The organism is Streptomyces albus subsp. albus (assembly GCF_000725885.1).
In the GTDB taxonomy this organism is placed as follows: Bacteria; Actinomycetota; Actinomycetes; order Streptomycetales; family Streptomycetaceae; genus Streptomyces; species Streptomyces albus.
In genome coordinates this window covers 138,130-154,500 of the sequence record NZ_JODR01000016.1, presented here as the reverse complement: position 1 = coordinate 154,500, position 16,371 = coordinate 138,130, and the positions used below count along the sequence as shown (strand labels likewise).

The following is a 16,371-nucleotide window of genomic DNA, read 5'->3' as shown; positions in this document are numbered from 1 at the left end:
GGTCTGAACGGGTCGCGGGGAGGGCCGGGGCACAGCGGATGCGGCCCCGGCCGACTCCGTCAGACCTCTTCGACGCTGCTCGGCTCGCGCCGGGACAGGTCGATTCCGAGCTCCTCCGCGGCGCGGAAGACGTCCTCGTCGGTGTCGCGCATCTCGATCGACATGCCGTCGGAGGACAGCACCTCGACGTTGAGGCAGAGCGACTGCATCTCCTTGATGAGCACCTTGAAGGACTCGGGAATCCCCGGCTCGGGGATGTTCTCGCCCTTGACGATGGCCTCGTAGACCTTCACGCGTCCGGTGACGTCGTCGGACTTGATGGTGAGCAGCTCCTGCAGCGCGTACGCGGCGCCGTACGCCTCCAGGGCCCACACCTCCATCTCACCGAAGCGCTGGCCGCCGAACTGGGCCTTACCACCCAGCGGCTGCTGGGTGATCATGCTGTACGGGCCGGTCGAACGGGCGTGCAGCTTGTCGTCGACCAGGTGGTGCAGCTTGAGGATGTACATGTACCCGACCGAGATCGGGTCCGGGAACGGCTCGCCGGAGCGGCCGTCGAACAGCTGGGCCTTGCCGGAGGGCTGCACCATGCGGTCGCCGTCCCGGTTCGGCAGCGTGGCCTCGAACAGACCGGCGATCTCGTCCTCGCGGGCACCGTCGAAGACCGGCGTCGCCACGTTGGTCCGCGGTGCGACGTCGTCCGCGCCGATGGCCTTGAGGCGCTGCATCCACTCCTCGGCGCCCTCGACCTTCCAGCCCTGGGAGGCCAGCCAGCCGAGGTGGATCTCCAGGACCTGGCCCGGGTTCATCCGGGAGGGGACACCCAGCGGGTTGAGGATGATGTCGACCGGGGTGCCGTCCTCCAGGAACGGCATGTCCTCGACCGGCAGGATCTTGGAGATGACGCCCTTGTTGCCGTGCCGGCCAGCGAGCTTGTCACCGTCGGTGATCTTGCGCTTCTGCGCCACGTATACGCGCACCAGCTGGTTCACGCCCGGGGGCAGCTCGTCGCCCTCCTCGCGGTCGAAGACGCGGACGCCGATGACCTTGCCGGTCTCGCCGTGCGGCACCTTCAGCGAGGTGTCACGGACCTCACGGGCCTTCTCACCGAAGATCGCGCGCAGCAGCCGCTCCTCCGGGGTCAGCTCCGTCTCACCCTTCGGGGTGACCTTGCCGACGAGGATGTCGCCGGCCTCGACCTCGGCGCCGATGCGGATGATGCCGCGCTCGTCGAGGTCGGCCAGGACCTCCTCGGAGACGTTCGGGATGTCCCGGGTGATCTCCTCCGGACCCAGCTTGGTGTCACGGGCGTCGACCTCGTGCTCCTCGATGTGGATCGAGGAGAGGACGTCGTCCTGCACCAGCCGCTGGGAGAGGATGATCGCGTCCTCGTAGTTGTAGCCCTCCCACGGCATGAAGGCCACGAGCAGGTTCTTGCCGAGCGCCATCTCACCCTTGTCGGTGGACGGACCGTCGGCCAGCACCTGGCCCTCGATGACGCGGGCGCCCTCGTCCACGAGCACCTTCTGGTTGAAGGAGGTGCCCTGGTTGGAGCGGGTGAACTTGGCGACCCGGTAGGTGGTGTAGGTGCCGTCGTCGTTGGCCACCGTGATGTAGTCCGCGGAGACCTCCTGGACGACACCGTCCTTCTCGGCCTTGATGACGTCACCGGCGTCGACCGCGCAGCGGTACTCCATGCCGGTGCCGACCAGCGGCGCCTCGGCCTTGATGAGCGGCACGGCCTGCCGCATCATGTTCGACCCCATCAGCGCACGGTTGGCGTCGTCGTGCTCCAGGAAGGGGATCATGGCGGTCGCGACCGACACCATCTGGCGCGGCGAGACGTCCATGTAGTCCACGTCGTCGCCCGGGATCAGGTCGACCTCGCCGCCACGGCGGCGGACCAGCACCCGGTCCTCGGCGAACCGCATGTCGTCGGTGAGCGGCGCGTTCGCCTGGGCGATCACGAACCGGTCCTCTTCGTCCGCCGTGAGGTAGTGCACCTCGTCGGTGACGGTGCCGTCGACGACCTTGCGGTACGGCGTCTCGACGAAGCCGAAGGGGTTCACCCGGCCGTAGGAGGCCAGCGAACCGATCAGACCGATGTTCGGGCCTTCCGGCGTCTCGATCGGGCACATGCGGCCGTAGTGCGAGGGGTGCACGTCACGGACCTCGAAGCCGGCCCGCTCACGGCTCAGACCACCCGGGCCCAGCGCGTTGAGACGGCGCTTGTGGGTCAGACCCGAGATCGGGTTGGTCTGGTCCATGAACTGCGACAGCTGGCTGGTGCCGAAGAACTCCTTGATGGAGGCGACGACCGGCCGGATGTTGATCAGCGTCTGCGGCGTGATCGCCTCGACGTCCTGCGTCGTCATCCGCTCGCGGACGACCCGCTCCATACGCGCCAGACCCGTACGGACCTGGTTCTGGATCAGCTCGCCGACGTTGCGCAGACGGCGGTTGCCGAAGTGGTCGATGTCGTCGGTCTCGATGACGATCGTGTCGCCCTCGGCCGAGGTGGCCTCGGTCTCGCCGGCGTGCAGCTTCACCAGGTACTTGATCGTGGCGATGATGTCGGCGGTGGTCAGCACGCCGGAGTCCAGCGGCTCGTGGCCGCCGAGCTTCTTGTTGATCTTGTACCGGCCGACCTTGGCCAGGTCGTAGCGCTTCGGGTTGAAGTAGAGGTTCTCCAGCAGCGTCTGCGCGGCCTCACGGGTCGGCGGCTCGCCCGGACGCAGCTTGCGGTAGATGTCGAGCAGCGCGTCGTCCTGGCCCTGGGTGTGGTCCTTCTCCAGGGTGGCGCGCATCGACTCGTACTGGCCGAACTCCTCGAGGATCTGCTCGTTCGTCCAGCCGAGCGCCTTGAGCAGCACGGTCACGGACTGCTTGCGCTTGCGGTCGATGCGGACACCGACCATGTCGCGCTTGTCGATCTCCATCTCCAGCCAGGCACCCCGGGAGGGGATGACCTTGGCGGAGTAGATGTCCTTGTCGGACGTCTTGTCGATGGAGGAGTCGAAGTAGACGCCCGGGGACCGGACGAGCTGGGTGACGACGACACGCTCGGTGCCGTTGATCACGAAGGTGCCCTTGTCGGTCATGAGCGGGAAGTCGCCCATGAAGACCGTCTGGGACTTGATCTCACCGGTCTCGTTGTTGGTGAACTCGGCGGTGACGAAGAGCGGCGCGGCGTAGGTGAAGTCGCGCTCCTTGCACTCGTCGATGGAGTTCTTCGGCGGCTCGAACCGGTGGTCGCGGAAGGTCAGCGACATCGACCCGGAGAAGTCCTCGATCGGGGAGATCTCCTCGAAGATCTCTTCCAGACCGGACTTGGTGGGGACGTCCTGTCCACTCTCCAGCGCGGCCTCGACGCGTTCCTTCCAGGCGTCGTTGCCGAGCAGCCAGTCGAAGCTCTCGGTCTGGAGCGCGAGCAGGTTCGGAACCTCGAGGGGTTCCTTGATCTTCGCAAAAGAGATACGCAGCGGGGCAGTGCTGGCGCCGTTGTTCGAATTGGCAGTCGAGGCAGTGCGCGAGGCGGCCAAGAGGGGGTCCTTCCGAGGGCTCGGACTCTCTACACGCGTACCGGCGCCCCTGGTGACGGGCAGGGGGGCAGCTAATAGGCAGCGCAAAGGGTCAGTGTAGCCACAAGACCCACTGATGTCCAGAAAGGATTTCGGGAAACCGGCTCACGCCCCGGTCTCCTCCTCCTGCGATTGTTCTTCTCGTTCCGCCCCCGTCCCCGGCGGCCTCGATACGCCGGGACGGACGTGCTTGGCTGTGGTGCTGCGTGCCTGCCGCAACACTTCCCGCTTCGCCCACGATCCATGCCTCGGAATCGGATCGATGTGACGACGCGTCCCGAGAATTGCGCGCTGCGTGCCGTTCGTCAAGGCCCCCAGGAGCAACGAAGATCACCATACCCGTCGTCGCCGTCGGGTGCCGCGACCGCTCCGGCAACGCCGGAGGGCGACCACCCGTCTGGGTGATCGCCCTCCGCTGCCGGCCTACCCCGCGAGGGTGGCCGACGGTACTGCGTGGTGACTCGGCGGGCCGGTGACCCGACGAGCTGGGGTCACTTGACCTCGACGCTGGCGCCGGCGCCCTCGAGGGACTCCTTGGCCTTGTCGGCGGCGTCCTTGGCGACCTTCTCGAGGACCGGCTTCGGGGTGCTGTCCACGAGCTCCTTGGCCTCCTTCAGACCCAGGGAGGTCAGCTCACGCACGACCTTGATGACCTGGATCTTCTTGTCGCCGGCGCCGGTGAGGATGACGTCGAACTCGTCCTTCTCCGGCTCGGCGCCACCCTCGCCGCCACCCTGGGCCGGCGCGGCGACAACGGCGGCGGCCGGGGCGGCGGCCTCGACGTCGAACTTCTCCTCGAACTTCTTCACGAAGTCGGAGAGCTCGATGAGGGTCATCTCCTCGAACTGGGCGAGCAGTTCGTCCTGGCTGAGCTTCGCCATGGTTGCGGGTCCTTCCACTTAAGTCGGCTGGTGCCGGATCGATATGTCGGCGGGCTCACGGCCCGCTGCGACCGAGTGCGGCGAGCACCCGGAGCGCGCCTGCGCGCGTACCGGTTACTCGGCCTCGGCCTCGGCGGGAGCCGTGGTGTCGGCACCGCCCTGCTCTTCGACCTTGCTGCGAAGCGCGTCCGCAGTGCGGACGAACTTCGAGAGCGGGGCCTGGAAGGTCGCCGCGGCCTTGGCCATGGACGCCTTCATGCCACCGGCCAGCTTGGCGAGCAGCACCTCGCGGGACTCGAGGTCCGCGAGCTTGTTGAGGTCGTCGGCGCCGTACAGCGCGCCGTCGACGATGCCGCCCTTGATCACGAGGGCGGGGTTCTCCTTGGCGAAGTCACGAAGACCCTTCGCCGCCTCGACCGGGTCACCGGTCACGAAGGCGACAGCCGACGAGCCCGAAAGGTACTCGTCCAGCTCGGTGATCCCGGCTTCCTTGGCCGCGATCTTGGTCAGCGTGTTCTTCACCACACGGTACTGAGCGTTGTCACCGAGCGCACGGCGCAGCTCCTTGAGCTGGGCCACGGAGAGTCCGGTGTACGCGGTGACCACAGCGGCGCTGGAGTCACGGAACTTGTTCGTGATCTCCTCAACGGCTGCGATCTTGTCAGGCGCGACCTGTTCCCTCGCCATGAGCCTCGGCCTCCTTCCGGTGATGAGGACCGCTCGGAAGGGGCTGAACACGACGAACGCCCCAGCGCAGGGCGCATGGGGCGTGACTCGACCGCCGTACGCACGGCACGACGGGAGTGGCTTCCACGAACACCTGCGCGGGTCGTCCGCAGCGAGCGGATCCTTCGGCCGTCGGCACTCTGCACGCGCACGACGACGACCAGCGGTCTTTGGCTTCGTCCCGAGAGTACGCGAACGGGCCCGGAAGCACCAAATCCACTCCCGGGCCCGCGCACCGGGCGCCCGGCCGGCTCGCGGCCCGGCGCCCGCAAAGGTGCTCAGCTGAGGCCGGTGCCCCCGCTGTTCGCCTGCGAGCCGTCCAGGACCTGCGAGGCCGGCGGGGCGCTCACCTCGACCTCGGTGCCGTAGTCGGAGTAGTAGACGGTGTTCTCCATCTGCGACTCCGAGCCCTCGGCGACCTCACGCTTCTTGACCAGCAGGTCGTTCTCGTCGATCCACAGATCGATCTTCTCCGACTCCATGCCGGTCTGCTTGAACTGCTGCTCCAGCGCCTTCTTGTCGGACTCCGACAAGTCCTTGGACTGCATGCGCACCAGCTCGGAGAGGCTCAGCGTGCCGGTGTAACGGGTGGCCTTCTGCCCGCGGACCGTCTCGGTCCCCGCGGACTTGACCTTGCCGCTGGCCAGCAGCAGCTGGACCGAACGCGCCGGGTTGTTGTTCTGCAACTGGTCCTTCAGGAGCGCGCCGCTGGCGTTCTGCTTGGCCATGGCGTCGTACTCCATCTTGATCCACTGCTTGCCCTGCACGGGCTGCGGCAGCTTGGAGTACATCGCGTCCGACAGGTAGCGCGCCTGGGTCGGCGTGCCGTTGGTCACGATGTCCGCCTCGCCCTGCATACCGCCGGACGACCAGTCGAAGCGGCCCCTCATCTTCATGGTGACGGGCTTGCCCTCGACGGTCATCTTCTGCTCGCCGTCGGCCACCGTGGAGCTCTGCTTGTCAGTGGCCTTGGACGCCTTCTGGAGCGCCGCCAAAGCGCCCTGCACGGGCGAACCGCCGCCGCCCTTCGCGTCGCCCCCGCCACCGTCGCCCTTGTCGCTGCCACAGGCCGTCAGGCCCGCCATCAGTACGACACCCGCGGCGACCGCCGCTATGCGGGTCTTCCCCATGGGGCTCCCCCTGTTCGCTTTTCGCAGGCGCGGAGGACCCCGTGACCCCCCGCTCTTCACCGACACCTTATGCAAGGGCTCAGACGCCCCGGGTGCCGGTACGGGTTCCCGTCCCCGCCGCCTCGGCAGGCGGTCGGGGGCCAGGGCCCGTCAGGGCGGGTCGTACGGGCCGGGAACGGCGAAGGCCGGTGCCCGCTCGCCAAGGAGCGGACACCGGCCTTCCGTGCGCCTGCGGGGCCGGTCGCGGATCAGACCGCGGCCGGGTCCTCCTCGACGAGGAGGTTGCGGGTGCGGTTCGGGTCGACCGGGACGCCCGGGCCCATCGTGGTGGTGAAGGTGGCCTTCTTGATGTACCGGCCCTTCGCCGCGGCGGGCTTCAGCCTGGTGATCTCCTCAAGGGCGGCGGCGTAGTTCTCGACGAGCTGCTGCTCGCCGAAGGACGCCTTGCCGATGATGAAGTGCAGGTTGGCGTGCTTGTCGACGCGGAACTCGATCTTGCCGCCCTTGATGTCGCCGACGGCCTTGGCCACGTCGGGGGTGACGGTGCCGGTCTTCGGGTTCGGCATCAGACCACGCGGACCGAGCACGCGGCCCAGGCGGCCGACCTTGCCCATCAGGTCCGGGGTGGCGACGACGGCGTCGAAGTCGAGACGGCCGCCGGCGACCTCCTCGATCAGTTCGTCGGAGCCGACGATGTCGGCGCCCGCGGCCTCCGCAGCCGCAGCACGGTCACCGGTCGCGAAGACCAGGACCCGGGCGGTCTTACCGGTGCCGTGCGGGAGGTTGACGGTGCCGCGGACCATCTGGTCGGCCTTGCGCGGGTCGACACCCAGACGCATGGCGACCTCGACGGTCGAGTCGAACTTCTTCGTGGCGGTCTCCTTGGCGAGGCGGACGGCCTCCAGGGGCGCGTACAGCCGCGTCCTGTCGATCTTCGCTTCCGCTTCGCGGAGGTGCTTGCTGCGCTTCACTGCTGCTCCTGACGGTATGGAGTCGTGGTACGGGCCAGCGCCTGGCCCTCCCACGGCGGTTCGGTGGGAACGTCGGGGGCGGTCAGCCCTCGACGGTCACACCCATGGAACGGGCGGTACCGGCGATGATCTTCTCCGCCTGGTCCAGGTCGTTCGCGTTGAGGTCGGGCATCTTGGTGCTGGCGATCTCACGCACCTGCTCGCGGGTGATCTTCGCGACCTTCTCGGTGTGCGGAGTGCCGGAGCCCTTCTCCACGCCCGCGGCCTTGAGGATCATCTTCGCGGCCGGCGGCGTCTTGGTCACGAAGTCGAAGGAGCGGTCCTCGTAGACCGTGATCTCCACCGGGATGACCCAGCCACGCTGCGACTCGGTCGCGGCGTTGTAGGCCTTGCAGAACTCCATGATGTTGACGCCGTGCTGACCCAGCGCCGGGCCGACGGGCGGAGCCGGGTTCGCCTGGCCGGCCTGGATCTGGAGCTTGATCAGCCCCGCGACCTTCTTCTTCTTGGGAGGCATGTTCTCTCCGGGTCCTGGTGAGTTGTGACTCTCCCCCACCCTTCACCCGGGCGGAGGCATACCGCACAACGATAGCCCGTACCGTTCTGCGGCTTGAAACCGAGCAGGTCAGGAAGGGCCTGAGCCCTTCCTGACCTGTCCGGAAGCTGGGGTTCGCCCGCCGCCCGCACCGCTGTGGGCGGGGCGGACGCGGCGGGGATCAGTTCTTCTGGATCTGGTCGAAGCTCAGCTCGACCGGGGTCTCGCGGCCGAAGATCTCGACGAGGCCCTTGACCTTCTTCGAGTCGGCGTTGATCTCGTTGATGGTCGCCTGGAGGGTGGCGAACGGACCGTCGGTGACGGTGACCGAGTCGCCGACCTCGAAGTCGAGCACCTGGACCTCGACCTTGCGGCCACCACCGGCCGGCTTGCCCTCCTCGTCGGCCGCGGCGGCCTTGGCGGCCTTCTCCTCGGCCTCGGGGGCGAGCATCTTGACGATCTCGTCCAGCGTCAGCGGGTACGGGTCGTAGGCGTTGCCGACGAAGCCCGTGACGCCCGGCGTGTTGCGGACGACGCCCCAGGACTCGTTCGTCAGGTCCATCCGGACGAGAACGTAGCCGGGCAGCTTGTTCTGCCGGACGTTCTTCCGCTCGCCGTTCTTGATCTGGACGATCTCTTCCTCGGGGACCTCGGCCTGGTAGATGAAGTCCTCGACGTTCAGCGAGACGGCGCGCTGCTCCAGGTTGGCCTTCACGCGCTTCTCGTAACCGGCGTAGGTGTGGATGACGTACCACTCGCCGGGCAGGTGGCGCAGTTCCTCGCGGAGCTGGGCGACGGGATCGACCTGCTCCTCCTCGGCCTCCTCGGCGCCGGCCTCGGCAGCCTCTTCACCCTCGCCGGCCGTGTCCTCCGCGGCCTCGGCCCCGTCGGCGGCGTCGGCTGCGGCGTCCCCGGCGTCGCGGACAGCGGCCTCCTCGGCGGGCTCACCGGCAGCGGCCTCGGCGGCTTCCGCCCGGTCGACGCTGCTGTCCGCTGCCTCGACGATGTCGCGCGCCGTGTCGTCACCCTGGGCGGGCTCGACGGCATCGTTCATGTTCGGCTCAGACACGGTGGCTGCTTCTTCCTGGCTTCAAGGGGTCGAACATGCGGAAAGCCCCGCGATGGGGGCTTCGCGCGGGAGGTCAGCCGAAGACGTATTTCATGACTTCGGTCAACCCATAGTCAATCACGAACACCAAAGCGATGATGATGATGACGAAGACGATCACCACGCTCGTGTACGTGGAGAGCTGCTGCCGCGTCGGCCAGACGACCTTGCGAAGCTCTGCGACGATCTGACGGTAGAAGAGCGCGAGGCGGCCGAGGGGGCCCTTCTTCGCCCGCTTACCGCCCTTACGGGGCTTCTTCTTGCCCTCGGACGACCCTCCGGGCTCGGGGACCTCGGTGGTATCCGTGATCTCCGTCACTCGTCCTCACCTGATCCGGGTCGTTGCCCTGCGGCGTCCGGCCCGGCCGCACGGCGGTGCAATGTCAGTGCATTCAGTCGTTGCAACACATACGCACGCACACACCTTGGCGACGTGTGTATAGCAGGGCCGGAGGGACTCGAACCCCCAACCGCTGGTTTTGGAGACCAGTGCTCTACCAATTGAGCTACGACCCTTTGGTGTCCTCCTCAACCTACCGCATCCATGTCGTCGCATGGAGTGCGTGAGGAACACGCACTGTGAGCGGTGGGCGAAGGCCGACGACGTGTGAGTGTACGTGCTCAGCGGCCAGCCGTCGAACAGGATGGGCTCCGGCCGCCGCCAAACCCCCGTGCCCGGGGTCCGCCGGGTCTGCGAACATGCCTTGTATGACCGCAGCGACTCCCCCTGCACAGCCCCCGTCCGAGCGCCGCCTGTCGGCCCGTATCAGCGCGATCTCCGAGTCGGCCACGCTGGCCGTGGACGCCAAGGCCAAGGCCCTCAAGGCCGCCGGCCGGCCCGTCATCGGCTTCGGCGCCGGCGAGCCCGACTTCCCGACGCCCGACTACATCGTCGAGGCCGCGGTGACCGCCGCGCGCGACCCGAAGAACCACCGCTACTCCCCGGCAGGCGGACTCCCCGAACTGAAGTCCGCCATCGCCGACAAGACGCTCCGCGACTCCGGCTACCGCATCGAGGCGTCCCAGGTCCTCGTCACCAACGGCGGCAAGCAGGCCATCTACGAGGCGTTCGCGGCCCTGCTGGACCCGGGCGACGAGGTCATCGTCCCGGCGCCGTACTGGACGACCTACCCGGAGTCCATCCGGCTGGCGGGCGGCGTCCCGGTGGAGGTCACCGCCGACGAGACGACCGGCTACCGCGTCTCCGTCGAGCAGTTGGAGGCCGCGCGCACCGAGAAGACCAAGGTGCTGCTGTTCGTCTCCCCCTCCAACCCGACCGGTGCCGTCTACCCGCGCGCCCAGGTCGAGGAGATCGGCCGCTGGGCGCTGGAGCACGGGCTGTGGGTGCTCACCGACGAGATCTACGAGCATCTGGTCTACGGCGACGCCGAGTTCTCCTCGATGCCGGTGGTCGTCCCCGAGCTCCGCGACAAGTGCGTGATCGTCAACGGCGTGGCCAAGACGTACGCCATGACGGGCTGGCGCGTGGGCTGGGTCATCGGCCCGCAGGACGTGGTCAAGGCCGCGACGAACCTCCAGTCGCACGCCACCTCGAACGTCAGCAACGTCTCGCAGATGGCCGCCCTGGCCGCCGTCTCCGGTGACCTGGACGCCGTCGCCGCGATGCGCGAGGCCTTCGACCGCCGCCGCCGCACCATCGTGCGGATGCTCAACGAGATCGACGGCGTGGTCTGCCCCGAGCCGGAGGGCGCCTTCTACGCGTACCCGTCGGTCAAGGCCCTGCTGGGCAAGGACATCCGCGGCAAGCGGCCCGCCACCAGCGTCGAGCTGGCCGCGCTGATCCTGGAGGAGGTCGAGGTCGCGGTCGTCCCCGGCGAGGCGTTCGGCACGCCCGGCTATCTGCGGCTCTCGTACGCGCTCGGCGACGAGGACCTGGTCGAGGGCGTCTCCCGGATCCAGAAGCTGCTGGCCGAGGCCCGCGACTGACGCGGCCGGCGCAGAGCACCCAAAGCGTGAGCGGGCCGGGGCGGGGTGCCCCGGCCCGCTCACGCTTTCGGGACGGCCCCCTTCAGGGAACCCGCTACCTGTCACACGTCCGCATACGGCAGGATCTTGGGATGTTGCACTCTTCCGGAGAGCGGGACCTGCGCACGCTGCCGAAAGCCCATCTGCACCTGCACTTCACCGGGTCCATGCGCCCCTCCACGCTGCTGGAACTGGCCGACAAGTACGGCGTGCACCTGCCGGAGGCGCTCAGCGGCGGCGAGCCCCCCAAGCTGCGGGCCACGGACGAGCGCGGCTGGTTCCGCTTCCAGCGGCTGTACGACATCGCCAGATCCTGTCTGCGGTCCCCCGAGGACATCCAGCGGCTGGTCCGCGAGGCCGCGCAGGAGGACGTCCGCGACGGTTCGCGCTGGCTGGAGATCCAGGTCGACCCGACCTCCTACGCCCCCCGGCTCGGCGGGCTGATCCCCGCGCTGGAGATCATCCTGGACGCGGTCGAGACGGCGTCCCGCGAGACCGGACTCGGCATGCGGGTCCTGGTCGCGGCCAACCGGATGAAGCACCCGCTCGACGCCCGTACCCTCGCCCGGCTGGCGGTGCGCTACAAGGACCGCGGCATCGTCGGCTTCGGTCTGTCCAACGACGAACGGCGCGGTTTCGCCCGCGACTTCGACCGGGCCTTCGCCATCGCACGGGACGGCGGACTGCTGGCCGCGCCGCACGGCGGTGAACTGTCGGGGCCCGGCAGTGTCCGCGACTGTCTGGACGACCTGCGCGCCGCCCGGATCGGCCACGGCGTCCGCGCCGCCGAGGACCCCTGGCTGCTGGCCCGGCTCGCCGAACGGCAGGTCACCTGCGAGGTCTGCCCCGCCTCCAACGTGGCGCTGGGCGTCTACGACAAGGCCGAGGACGTGCCGGTGCGGGCGCTGTGGGACGCGGGCGTACCGATCGCGCTCGGCGCCGACGACCCCCTGCTGTTCGGCTCCCGGCTGGCCGCCCAGTACGAACTCGTACGGCGGGCGCACGGGTTCACGGACGAGGAACTGGCGGAACTGGCCCGCCAGTCGGTACGGGGCGCCTCGATGCCCGAGGAGCTGCGGCGCCGCATCCTGGCCGACATCACCGCCTGGCTCGGCAAGCCCTGACCGCCGCGCGCCGCCGCGGGTCGGGCCGTTGCCGTCCGCCGAGCGGTGTCACAGTGCGCAGCCGACCATCACGGGTTCGTTGGTGAGGGTGACGCCGAACGCCTCGTGCACCCCGTCGCGGACCTCACGGGCCAGCGCCAGCAGATCCGCCGTGGTGGCGGAGCCGCGGTTGGTCAGAGCCAGGGTGTGCTTGGTGGAGATGCGGGCCGGGCCCTGTCCGTACCCCTTGGTGAAGCCCGCCTTGTCGATCAGCCAGGCCGCCGAGGTCTTCGTGCGCCCCTCCCCCGCCGGGAAGGCGGGCGGCGCCACGTCGGGGCCGAGCCGCTCCCGTACCCGGTCGACGAAGGCGGCGAACGCGGTCTCGTCGAGGATCGGGTTGGTGAAGAACGAACCGGCGGACCAGGTGTCGTGGTCGTCCGGGTCGAGGACCATGCCCTTGCCGGCCCGCAGCCGCAGCACGGCCTCGCGCGCCTGGGCCGCCGGCACCCGGTCACCGGCCTCGACCCCGAGCAGCCGGGCCGTCTCGGCGTACCGGATCGGCGCGGAGAGGCCCTCCGCGTCCTCCAGGGTGAAGCGGACCCGCAGCACGACGTGGCCGGCCGGGTCGGCCTTGAAGCGGCTGTGCCGGTAGGAGAAGTCGCACTCGGCGTTGGTGAGGGTGACCACCTCGCCCCTGCGCCGGTCGTAGGCGACGACCTCGGTGAGGGTGCTGGAGACTTCCTGGCCGTAGGCACCGACGTTCTGGATCGGGGTGGCGCCCGCGCTGCCGGGGATGCCGGCGAGGCACTCGACACCGGCCAGCCCCGCCTCGACGGTGCGGGCCACAGCCTTCGACCAGTTCTCCCCGGCGGCCAGCTCCAGCCGGCTGCCGGTGAGGTCGAAGCCGCGGGTGGCGATGCGCAGGACGGTGCCGTCGAAGCCCTCGTCTGCGATGACGAGATTGCTGCCGCCGGCGACGATCAGCAGCGGGGTGCCGCTCTCGTCGGCCTCGCGGACCGCCGCGATCACCTCGTCGTCGGTGGTCGCGGTGACCAGCCGCTTCGCGGGCCCGCCCAGACGCAGCGTGGTCAGCGGGGCCAGGGAGGCGAGGGGGACACCGGGGTCAATGTGGAGTTCCTGCACGCGCTCCAGACTACGGCCACCGCCCCGGACCCGGCCTGCGGCCCGGTGCTCGTCCGGCCGGGCGACGGGCGGGGAGCTTCCCGGCCGACCGGGTGACCGGGCGACCGGGCGACCGGGCGACCGGGCCGACGCGGGGCGGGCTGCCCGGCCGGCCCCGGCGGTCAGGCCAGCCGCACCACGGCGCGGGACATGCCCAGCACCTTGGTGCCGGCGCTGGTGACCGTCAGATCGATCTGGACGGTGCGCTCCTCGTCGTCGAGCTTCTTGGCGACCTTGGCCGCGACCTCGATGACCGCGCCCTCCTCGTCGTCCGGCACGACCACGGGCTTGGTGAAGCGCACGCCGTACTCGACCAGCGCCCCCGGGTCACCCGTCCAGTCCGTGACGACCCGGGCGGCCTCGGCCATGGTGAACATGCCGTGCGCGATCACGTCGGGCAGCCCGACGTCCTTGGCGAACCGCTCGTTCCAGTGAATCGGGTTGAAGTCCCCGGAGGCTCCCGCGTAGCGCACCAGCCGGGCGCGGTCCACGGGGAAGCTGCGGGACGGCAGCTCCGTCCCCGGCTCGACGTCGGCGTAGGCGACCTGCGCTGTCATGAACGTCACTCCCCTTCCGCCGCGCGGGCGACCAGCTTGCTGCGCACGGTGACGACCGTCTCGCCCGACGGGTCCCGCACCTCGCCGCGGACGTCCAGCACGTCGTTGCCCGCCAGCGACTTGATCGACTCGATGGTGGAGGTGACGGAGAGCACATCCCCCGCGCGGACCGGCCGCCGGTAGACGAACCGCTGGTCCCCGTGGACCACACGGGACCAGTCCAGCCCCAGCTTGGGGTCCCGCACCACCTGTTCGACCTCGCGGAAGGTGATGGAGAACACGAAGGTGGGCGGCGCGATCACATCCGGGTGGCCGAGTGCCTTGGCGGCCTCCACGTCGGTGTAGGCCGGGTTGTCGTCCCCGATGGCCTCCGCGAACTCGCGGATCTTCTCCCGGCCGACCTCGTACGGCCGGCTGGGCGGGTACGTCCGCCCGACGAAGGACTGATCGAGTGCCATCGGCGGCGCCTCCTGCGGCAATGGTGGCGGTTCCCGGAAAGGTTCACGGCTCCCCGTGCGGGGAGCCGATGCGGTACGGGCGCACGGGGCGGGTGCGGGGACCCGGGCCCGGTGCCCGGACACAGGTCGAGGCCGACCCCGACGAGCGGGGGCGGCCTCGTGACGCGGAAGAAGTCAGCGGGTCTCGCGGTGCACGGTGTGCCGGTTGTCCCGCGGGCAGTACTTCTTCATTTCGAGCCGGTCCGGGTTGTTGCGCCGGTTCTTCTTGGTGATGTAGTTCCGCTCCTTGCACTCCACGCAGGCCAGCGTGATCTTCGGGCGGACGTCTGTGGCAGCCACGTTGAGTGCTCCTTGACGAACGAACGGATTTAACACAGAAAGAGTAGCCGATCGAAGGACAGACCTTTCAACCGGCTACTGTCGGTGAAGTAGCGGTGACCGGACTTGAACCGGTGACACAGCGATTATGAGCCGCTTGCTCTACCGACTGAGCTACACCGCCACGATGTGGCGACCTCCCACGGAAGATCTCTCACATCAGAGCCCCAAAACGGAATCGAACCGTTGACCTTCTCCTTACCATGGAGACGCTCTGCCGACTGAGCTATTGGGGCGAGCGATGAAGACATTACACGTCCCGCCGCCAAACGTGAAATCGGTATCCGCACCCCCCGCGTGCCCCCGTCCCCCTCCGCCCCACCCGCCCGGGGGCACCACACCGGTACGACTATTCGTCTCCTCCGCACCGCCGCCCACCACGCCGCCTACCCTCGTGGGCACATGCAAGGTGGGAGCCAGATGACCGACAGCGAGCCGCAGGAGCCAGGGAAAGCGGGGCGGGACTCCCAGGAGGCCGCCTCCCGCTGTTCCGCCCGCGCGGGGCACTCCCTCGTGCTGTGCGACGCGCGCCTCGCGGACGGCCGCACGGTGGACGTACGGCTCGTCGGGGAACGCATCGAGGCCGTCGGCACCGCCGGCAGCCTCGCCCGCGCCAAGGACGCGGGCACCCGGATCGATCTGTCCGGCTATCTGCTGCTGCCGGCCCCCGCCGAACCGCACGCCCACTACGACACCGCGCTGACCGCCGACCCGCCGGCGCCGGTCCGCCCGGGATGCGGAGCCGAACCGGCCGGCGAGGACGTACAGCGCCGCGCCACCGAGGCCGCGCTCCTCCAGCTCGGCCAGGGCGCGACCGCGCTGCGCACCCACGTGCACATCGGCGACGTGGCCGGACTGCGCTCTCTGGAAGCGGTACTGCAAGCCGGCCGGGCACTGCGCGGTCTCGTCGAACTGAACGCCGTCGCGGTCCCCCGGCTGCTGACCGGCGTGGCCGGCGCCGAGGGACTGGCCATGCTGCGGGACGCCGTGAAAATGGGCGCCTCGGCGGTCGGCGGCTGCCCCGACCTCGACCCCGACCCGGGCGGCTACGTGGAGGCCGTCCTGGAGATCGCCGCCGAACACGGCTGCCCCGTCGACCTGCACACCGACGGCGGCGACCCCGCACGGCTGGCCCGGCTCGCCGCGGCGGCCGGCGGGCTGCGCCCCGGGGTCGCCATCGGCCCGTGCGGCGGCCTGGCCCGGCTGCCCCACCAGGTCGCCCAGCGCGCCGCGGGCCAGCTGGCCGCCGCCGGAGTGAGCGTGGTGTGCCTGCCCCAGGGCAACTGCGGAGTCCTGGAACGCCCCACCCCCACCACCCCCTCCCGGATGGCGCCCGTACGGATGCTGACGGCGGCCGGGGTCACCGTCGCGGCGGGCAGCGGAGCACTGCGGGACGCCGCCAACCAGGTCGGGCGGGGCGATCCGCTGGAGGCCGCCTACCTGCTCGCCTCCCTGGGCGAGGCCCGCCCGCACAGCGCCTACGAGGCGGTCAGCGCACGGGCGCGGGCCGTCATGGGCCTCCCGGAGGTACGCGTGGAGGCCGGCTTCCCCGCCGAACTGGTCGCGGTACGCGGCACCGAGCTGGCCGGGGCGCTGTCCCTCGCGTACAGCAGGATCGTCGTCCACCGGGGGCGTGTGGTGGCGCGCACGAGCGCCGTACGGGAGTTCTGCGACCTGGTCGGCACCCGCGACCTGGGCCTGCCCCGCCAGTCCCAGGGCTGAACACCGCTCCCTCACCCACGCGTCCGGCACCGGGGCACGGTCCGCGAACCGGA

General features: G+C 69.6%; 15 protein-coding genes and 3 tRNA genes. 3 read left to right on the top strand and 15 right to left on the bottom strand.

Going from position 1 to position 16,371, the window contains the following annotated elements:
* Window positions 1-59: 59 nt before the first annotated feature.
* From rpoB to IO40_RS0118905, 9 genes are all read right to left on the bottom strand, one after another.
* A complete protein-coding gene (gene rpoB, locus IO40_RS0118945) occupies window positions 60-3,542 on the bottom strand; it encodes a DNA-directed RNA polymerase subunit beta (protein WP_016473461.1) in 3,483 nt (1,160 codons plus the stop codon).
* A 530-nt stretch (window positions 3,543-4,072) separates the two neighbouring features.
* Window positions 4,073-4,462, bottom strand: a complete 390-nt coding sequence (gene rplL / locus IO40_RS0118940; protein ID WP_016473462.1) for a 50S ribosomal protein L7/L12 — start codon at window positions 4,460-4,462, stop codon at window positions 4,073-4,075.
* Window positions 4,463-4,576: 114 nt separating this feature from the next.
* A complete protein-coding gene (gene rplJ, locus IO40_RS0118935) occupies window positions 4,577-5,149 on the bottom strand; it encodes a 50S ribosomal protein L10 (protein WP_016473463.1) in 573 nt (190 codons plus the stop codon).
* A gap of 317 nt (window positions 5,150-5,466) precedes the next feature.
* Window positions 5,467-6,318, bottom strand: a complete 852-nt coding sequence (locus IO40_RS0118930; protein ID WP_016473464.1) for an SCO4651 family lipoprotein — start codon at window positions 6,316-6,318, stop codon at window positions 5,467-5,469.
* A gap of 248 nt (window positions 6,319-6,566) precedes the next feature.
* Window positions 6,567-7,289, bottom strand: coding sequence for a 50S ribosomal protein L1 (gene rplA, locus IO40_RS0118925; RefSeq protein ID WP_016473465.1), 723 nt, complete (start codon window positions 7,287-7,289; stop codon window positions 6,567-6,569).
* A gap of 82 nt (window positions 7,290-7,371) precedes the next feature.
* A complete protein-coding gene (gene rplK, locus IO40_RS0118920; protein ID WP_016473466.1) occupies window positions 7,372-7,806 on the bottom strand; it encodes a 50S ribosomal protein L11 in 435 nt (144 codons plus the stop codon).
* Window positions 7,807-8,005: 199 nt separating this feature from the next.
* Window positions 8,006-8,893: a transcription termination/antitermination protein NusG gene (gene nusG / locus IO40_RS0118915; protein WP_030409068.1), complete on the bottom strand. Its 888-nt coding sequence runs from the start codon at window positions 8,891-8,893 to the stop codon at window positions 8,006-8,008.
* Between the two features lie 73 nt (window positions 8,894-8,966).
* Window positions 8,967-9,251, bottom strand: a complete 285-nt coding sequence (gene secE / locus IO40_RS0118910; protein ID WP_016473468.1) for a preprotein translocase subunit SecE — start codon at window positions 9,249-9,251, stop codon at window positions 8,967-8,969.
* 124 nt (window positions 9,252-9,375) lie between these two features.
* A tRNA-Trp gene (locus tag IO40_RS0118905) sits at window positions 9,376-9,448 on the bottom strand.
* Between the two features lie 192 nt (window positions 9,449-9,640).
* Between IO40_RS0118905 and IO40_RS0118900 the strand changes: the two genes are divergently transcribed.
* Together IO40_RS0118900 and IO40_RS0118895 are read left to right on the top strand one after the other, a co-directional pair.
* Window positions 9,641-10,879: a pyridoxal phosphate-dependent aminotransferase gene (locus IO40_RS0118900; RefSeq protein ID WP_016473469.1), complete on the top strand. Its 1,239-nt coding sequence runs from the start codon at window positions 9,641-9,643 to the stop codon at window positions 10,877-10,879.
* A gap of 131 nt (window positions 10,880-11,010) precedes the next feature.
* Window positions 11,011-12,042 (top strand): adenosine deaminase, encoded by a 1,032-nt coding sequence (locus IO40_RS0118895; RefSeq protein WP_016473470.1) that lies wholly within the window; start codon window positions 11,011-11,013, stop codon window positions 12,040-12,042.
* A gap of 48 nt (window positions 12,043-12,090) precedes the next feature.
* Here the strand turns inward: IO40_RS0118895 and IO40_RS0118890 are convergent, their stop codons facing one another.
* The 6 genes from IO40_RS0118890 to IO40_RS0118865 all read right to left on the bottom strand — a co-directional run bounded on the left by IO40_RS0118890 (window position 12,091) and on the right by IO40_RS0118865 (window position 14,832).
* Entirely contained in the window at window positions 12,091-13,164 is a 1,074-nt protein-coding gene (locus tag IO40_RS0118890) for a UDP-N-acetylmuramate dehydrogenase (RefSeq protein WP_016473471.1), read from the bottom strand.
* A 161-nt stretch (window positions 13,165-13,325) separates the two neighbouring features.
* Window positions 13,326-13,760, bottom strand: coding sequence for a MaoC family dehydratase (locus IO40_RS0118885; RefSeq protein ID WP_016473472.1), 435 nt, complete (start codon window positions 13,758-13,760; stop codon window positions 13,326-13,328).
* A gap of 5 nt (window positions 13,761-13,765) precedes the next feature.
* Window positions 13,766-14,218 (bottom strand): MaoC family dehydratase N-terminal domain-containing protein, encoded by a 453-nt coding sequence (locus tag IO40_RS0118880; RefSeq protein WP_016473473.1) that lies wholly within the window; start codon window positions 14,216-14,218, stop codon window positions 13,766-13,768.
* 174 nt (window positions 14,219-14,392) lie between these two features.
* Entirely contained in the window at window positions 14,393-14,557 is a 165-nt protein-coding gene (rpmG, locus tag IO40_RS0118875; protein WP_016473474.1) for a 50S ribosomal protein L33, read from the bottom strand.
* Between the two features lie 90 nt (window positions 14,558-14,647).
* A tRNA-Met gene (locus tag IO40_RS0118870) sits at window positions 14,648-14,720 on the bottom strand.
* A gap of 39 nt (window positions 14,721-14,759) precedes the next feature.
* Window positions 14,760-14,832: transfer RNA gene (locus IO40_RS0118865), tRNA-Thr, on the bottom strand.
* Between the two features lie 184 nt (window positions 14,833-15,016).
* On the opposite strand from IO40_RS0118865, the gene IO40_RS0118860 reads away from it, so the two are divergent.
* Window positions 15,017-16,318, top strand: coding sequence for an amidohydrolase family protein (locus IO40_RS0118860; RefSeq protein WP_016473475.1), 1,302 nt, complete (start codon window positions 15,017-15,019; stop codon window positions 16,316-16,318).
* Window positions 16,319-16,371 lie beyond the last annotated feature (53 nt).

Bases quoted from the DNA above. Each gene is read 5' to 3' on its own strand.
- rplL (WP_016473462.1), bottom strand. From the start codon at position 4,462: ATGGCGAAGCTCAGCCAGGACGAACTGCTCGCCCAGTTCGAGGAGATG.
- rplJ (WP_016473463.1), bottom strand. From the start codon at position 5,149: ATGGCGAGGGAACAGGTCGCGCCTGACAAGATCGCAGCCGTTGAGGAG.
- IO40_RS0118930 (WP_016473464.1), bottom strand. From the start codon at position 6,318: ATGGGGAAGACCCGCATAGCGGCGGTCGCCGCGGGTGTCGTACTGATG.
- rplK (WP_016473466.1), bottom strand. From the start codon at position 7,806: ATGCCTCCCAAGAAGAAGAAGGTCGCGGGGCTGATCAAGCTCCAGATC.
- IO40_RS0118900 (WP_016473469.1), top strand. From the start codon at position 9,641: ATGACCGCAGCGACTCCCCCTGCACAGCCCCCGTCCGAGCGCCGCCTG.
- IO40_RS0118895 (WP_016473470.1), top strand. From the start codon at position 11,011: ATGTTGCACTCTTCCGGAGAGCGGGACCTGCGCACGCTGCCGAAAGCC.
- IO40_RS0118885 (WP_016473472.1), bottom strand. From the start codon at position 13,760: ATGACAGCGCAGGTCGCCTACGCCGACGTCGAGCCGGGGACGGAGCTG.
- IO40_RS0118880 (WP_016473473.1), bottom strand. From the start codon at position 14,218: ATGGCACTCGATCAGTCCTTCGTCGGGCGGACGTACCCGCCCAGCCGG.
- IO40_RS0118860 (WP_016473475.1), top strand. From the start codon at position 15,017: ATGACCGACAGCGAGCCGCAGGAGCCAGGGAAAGCGGGGCGGGACTCC.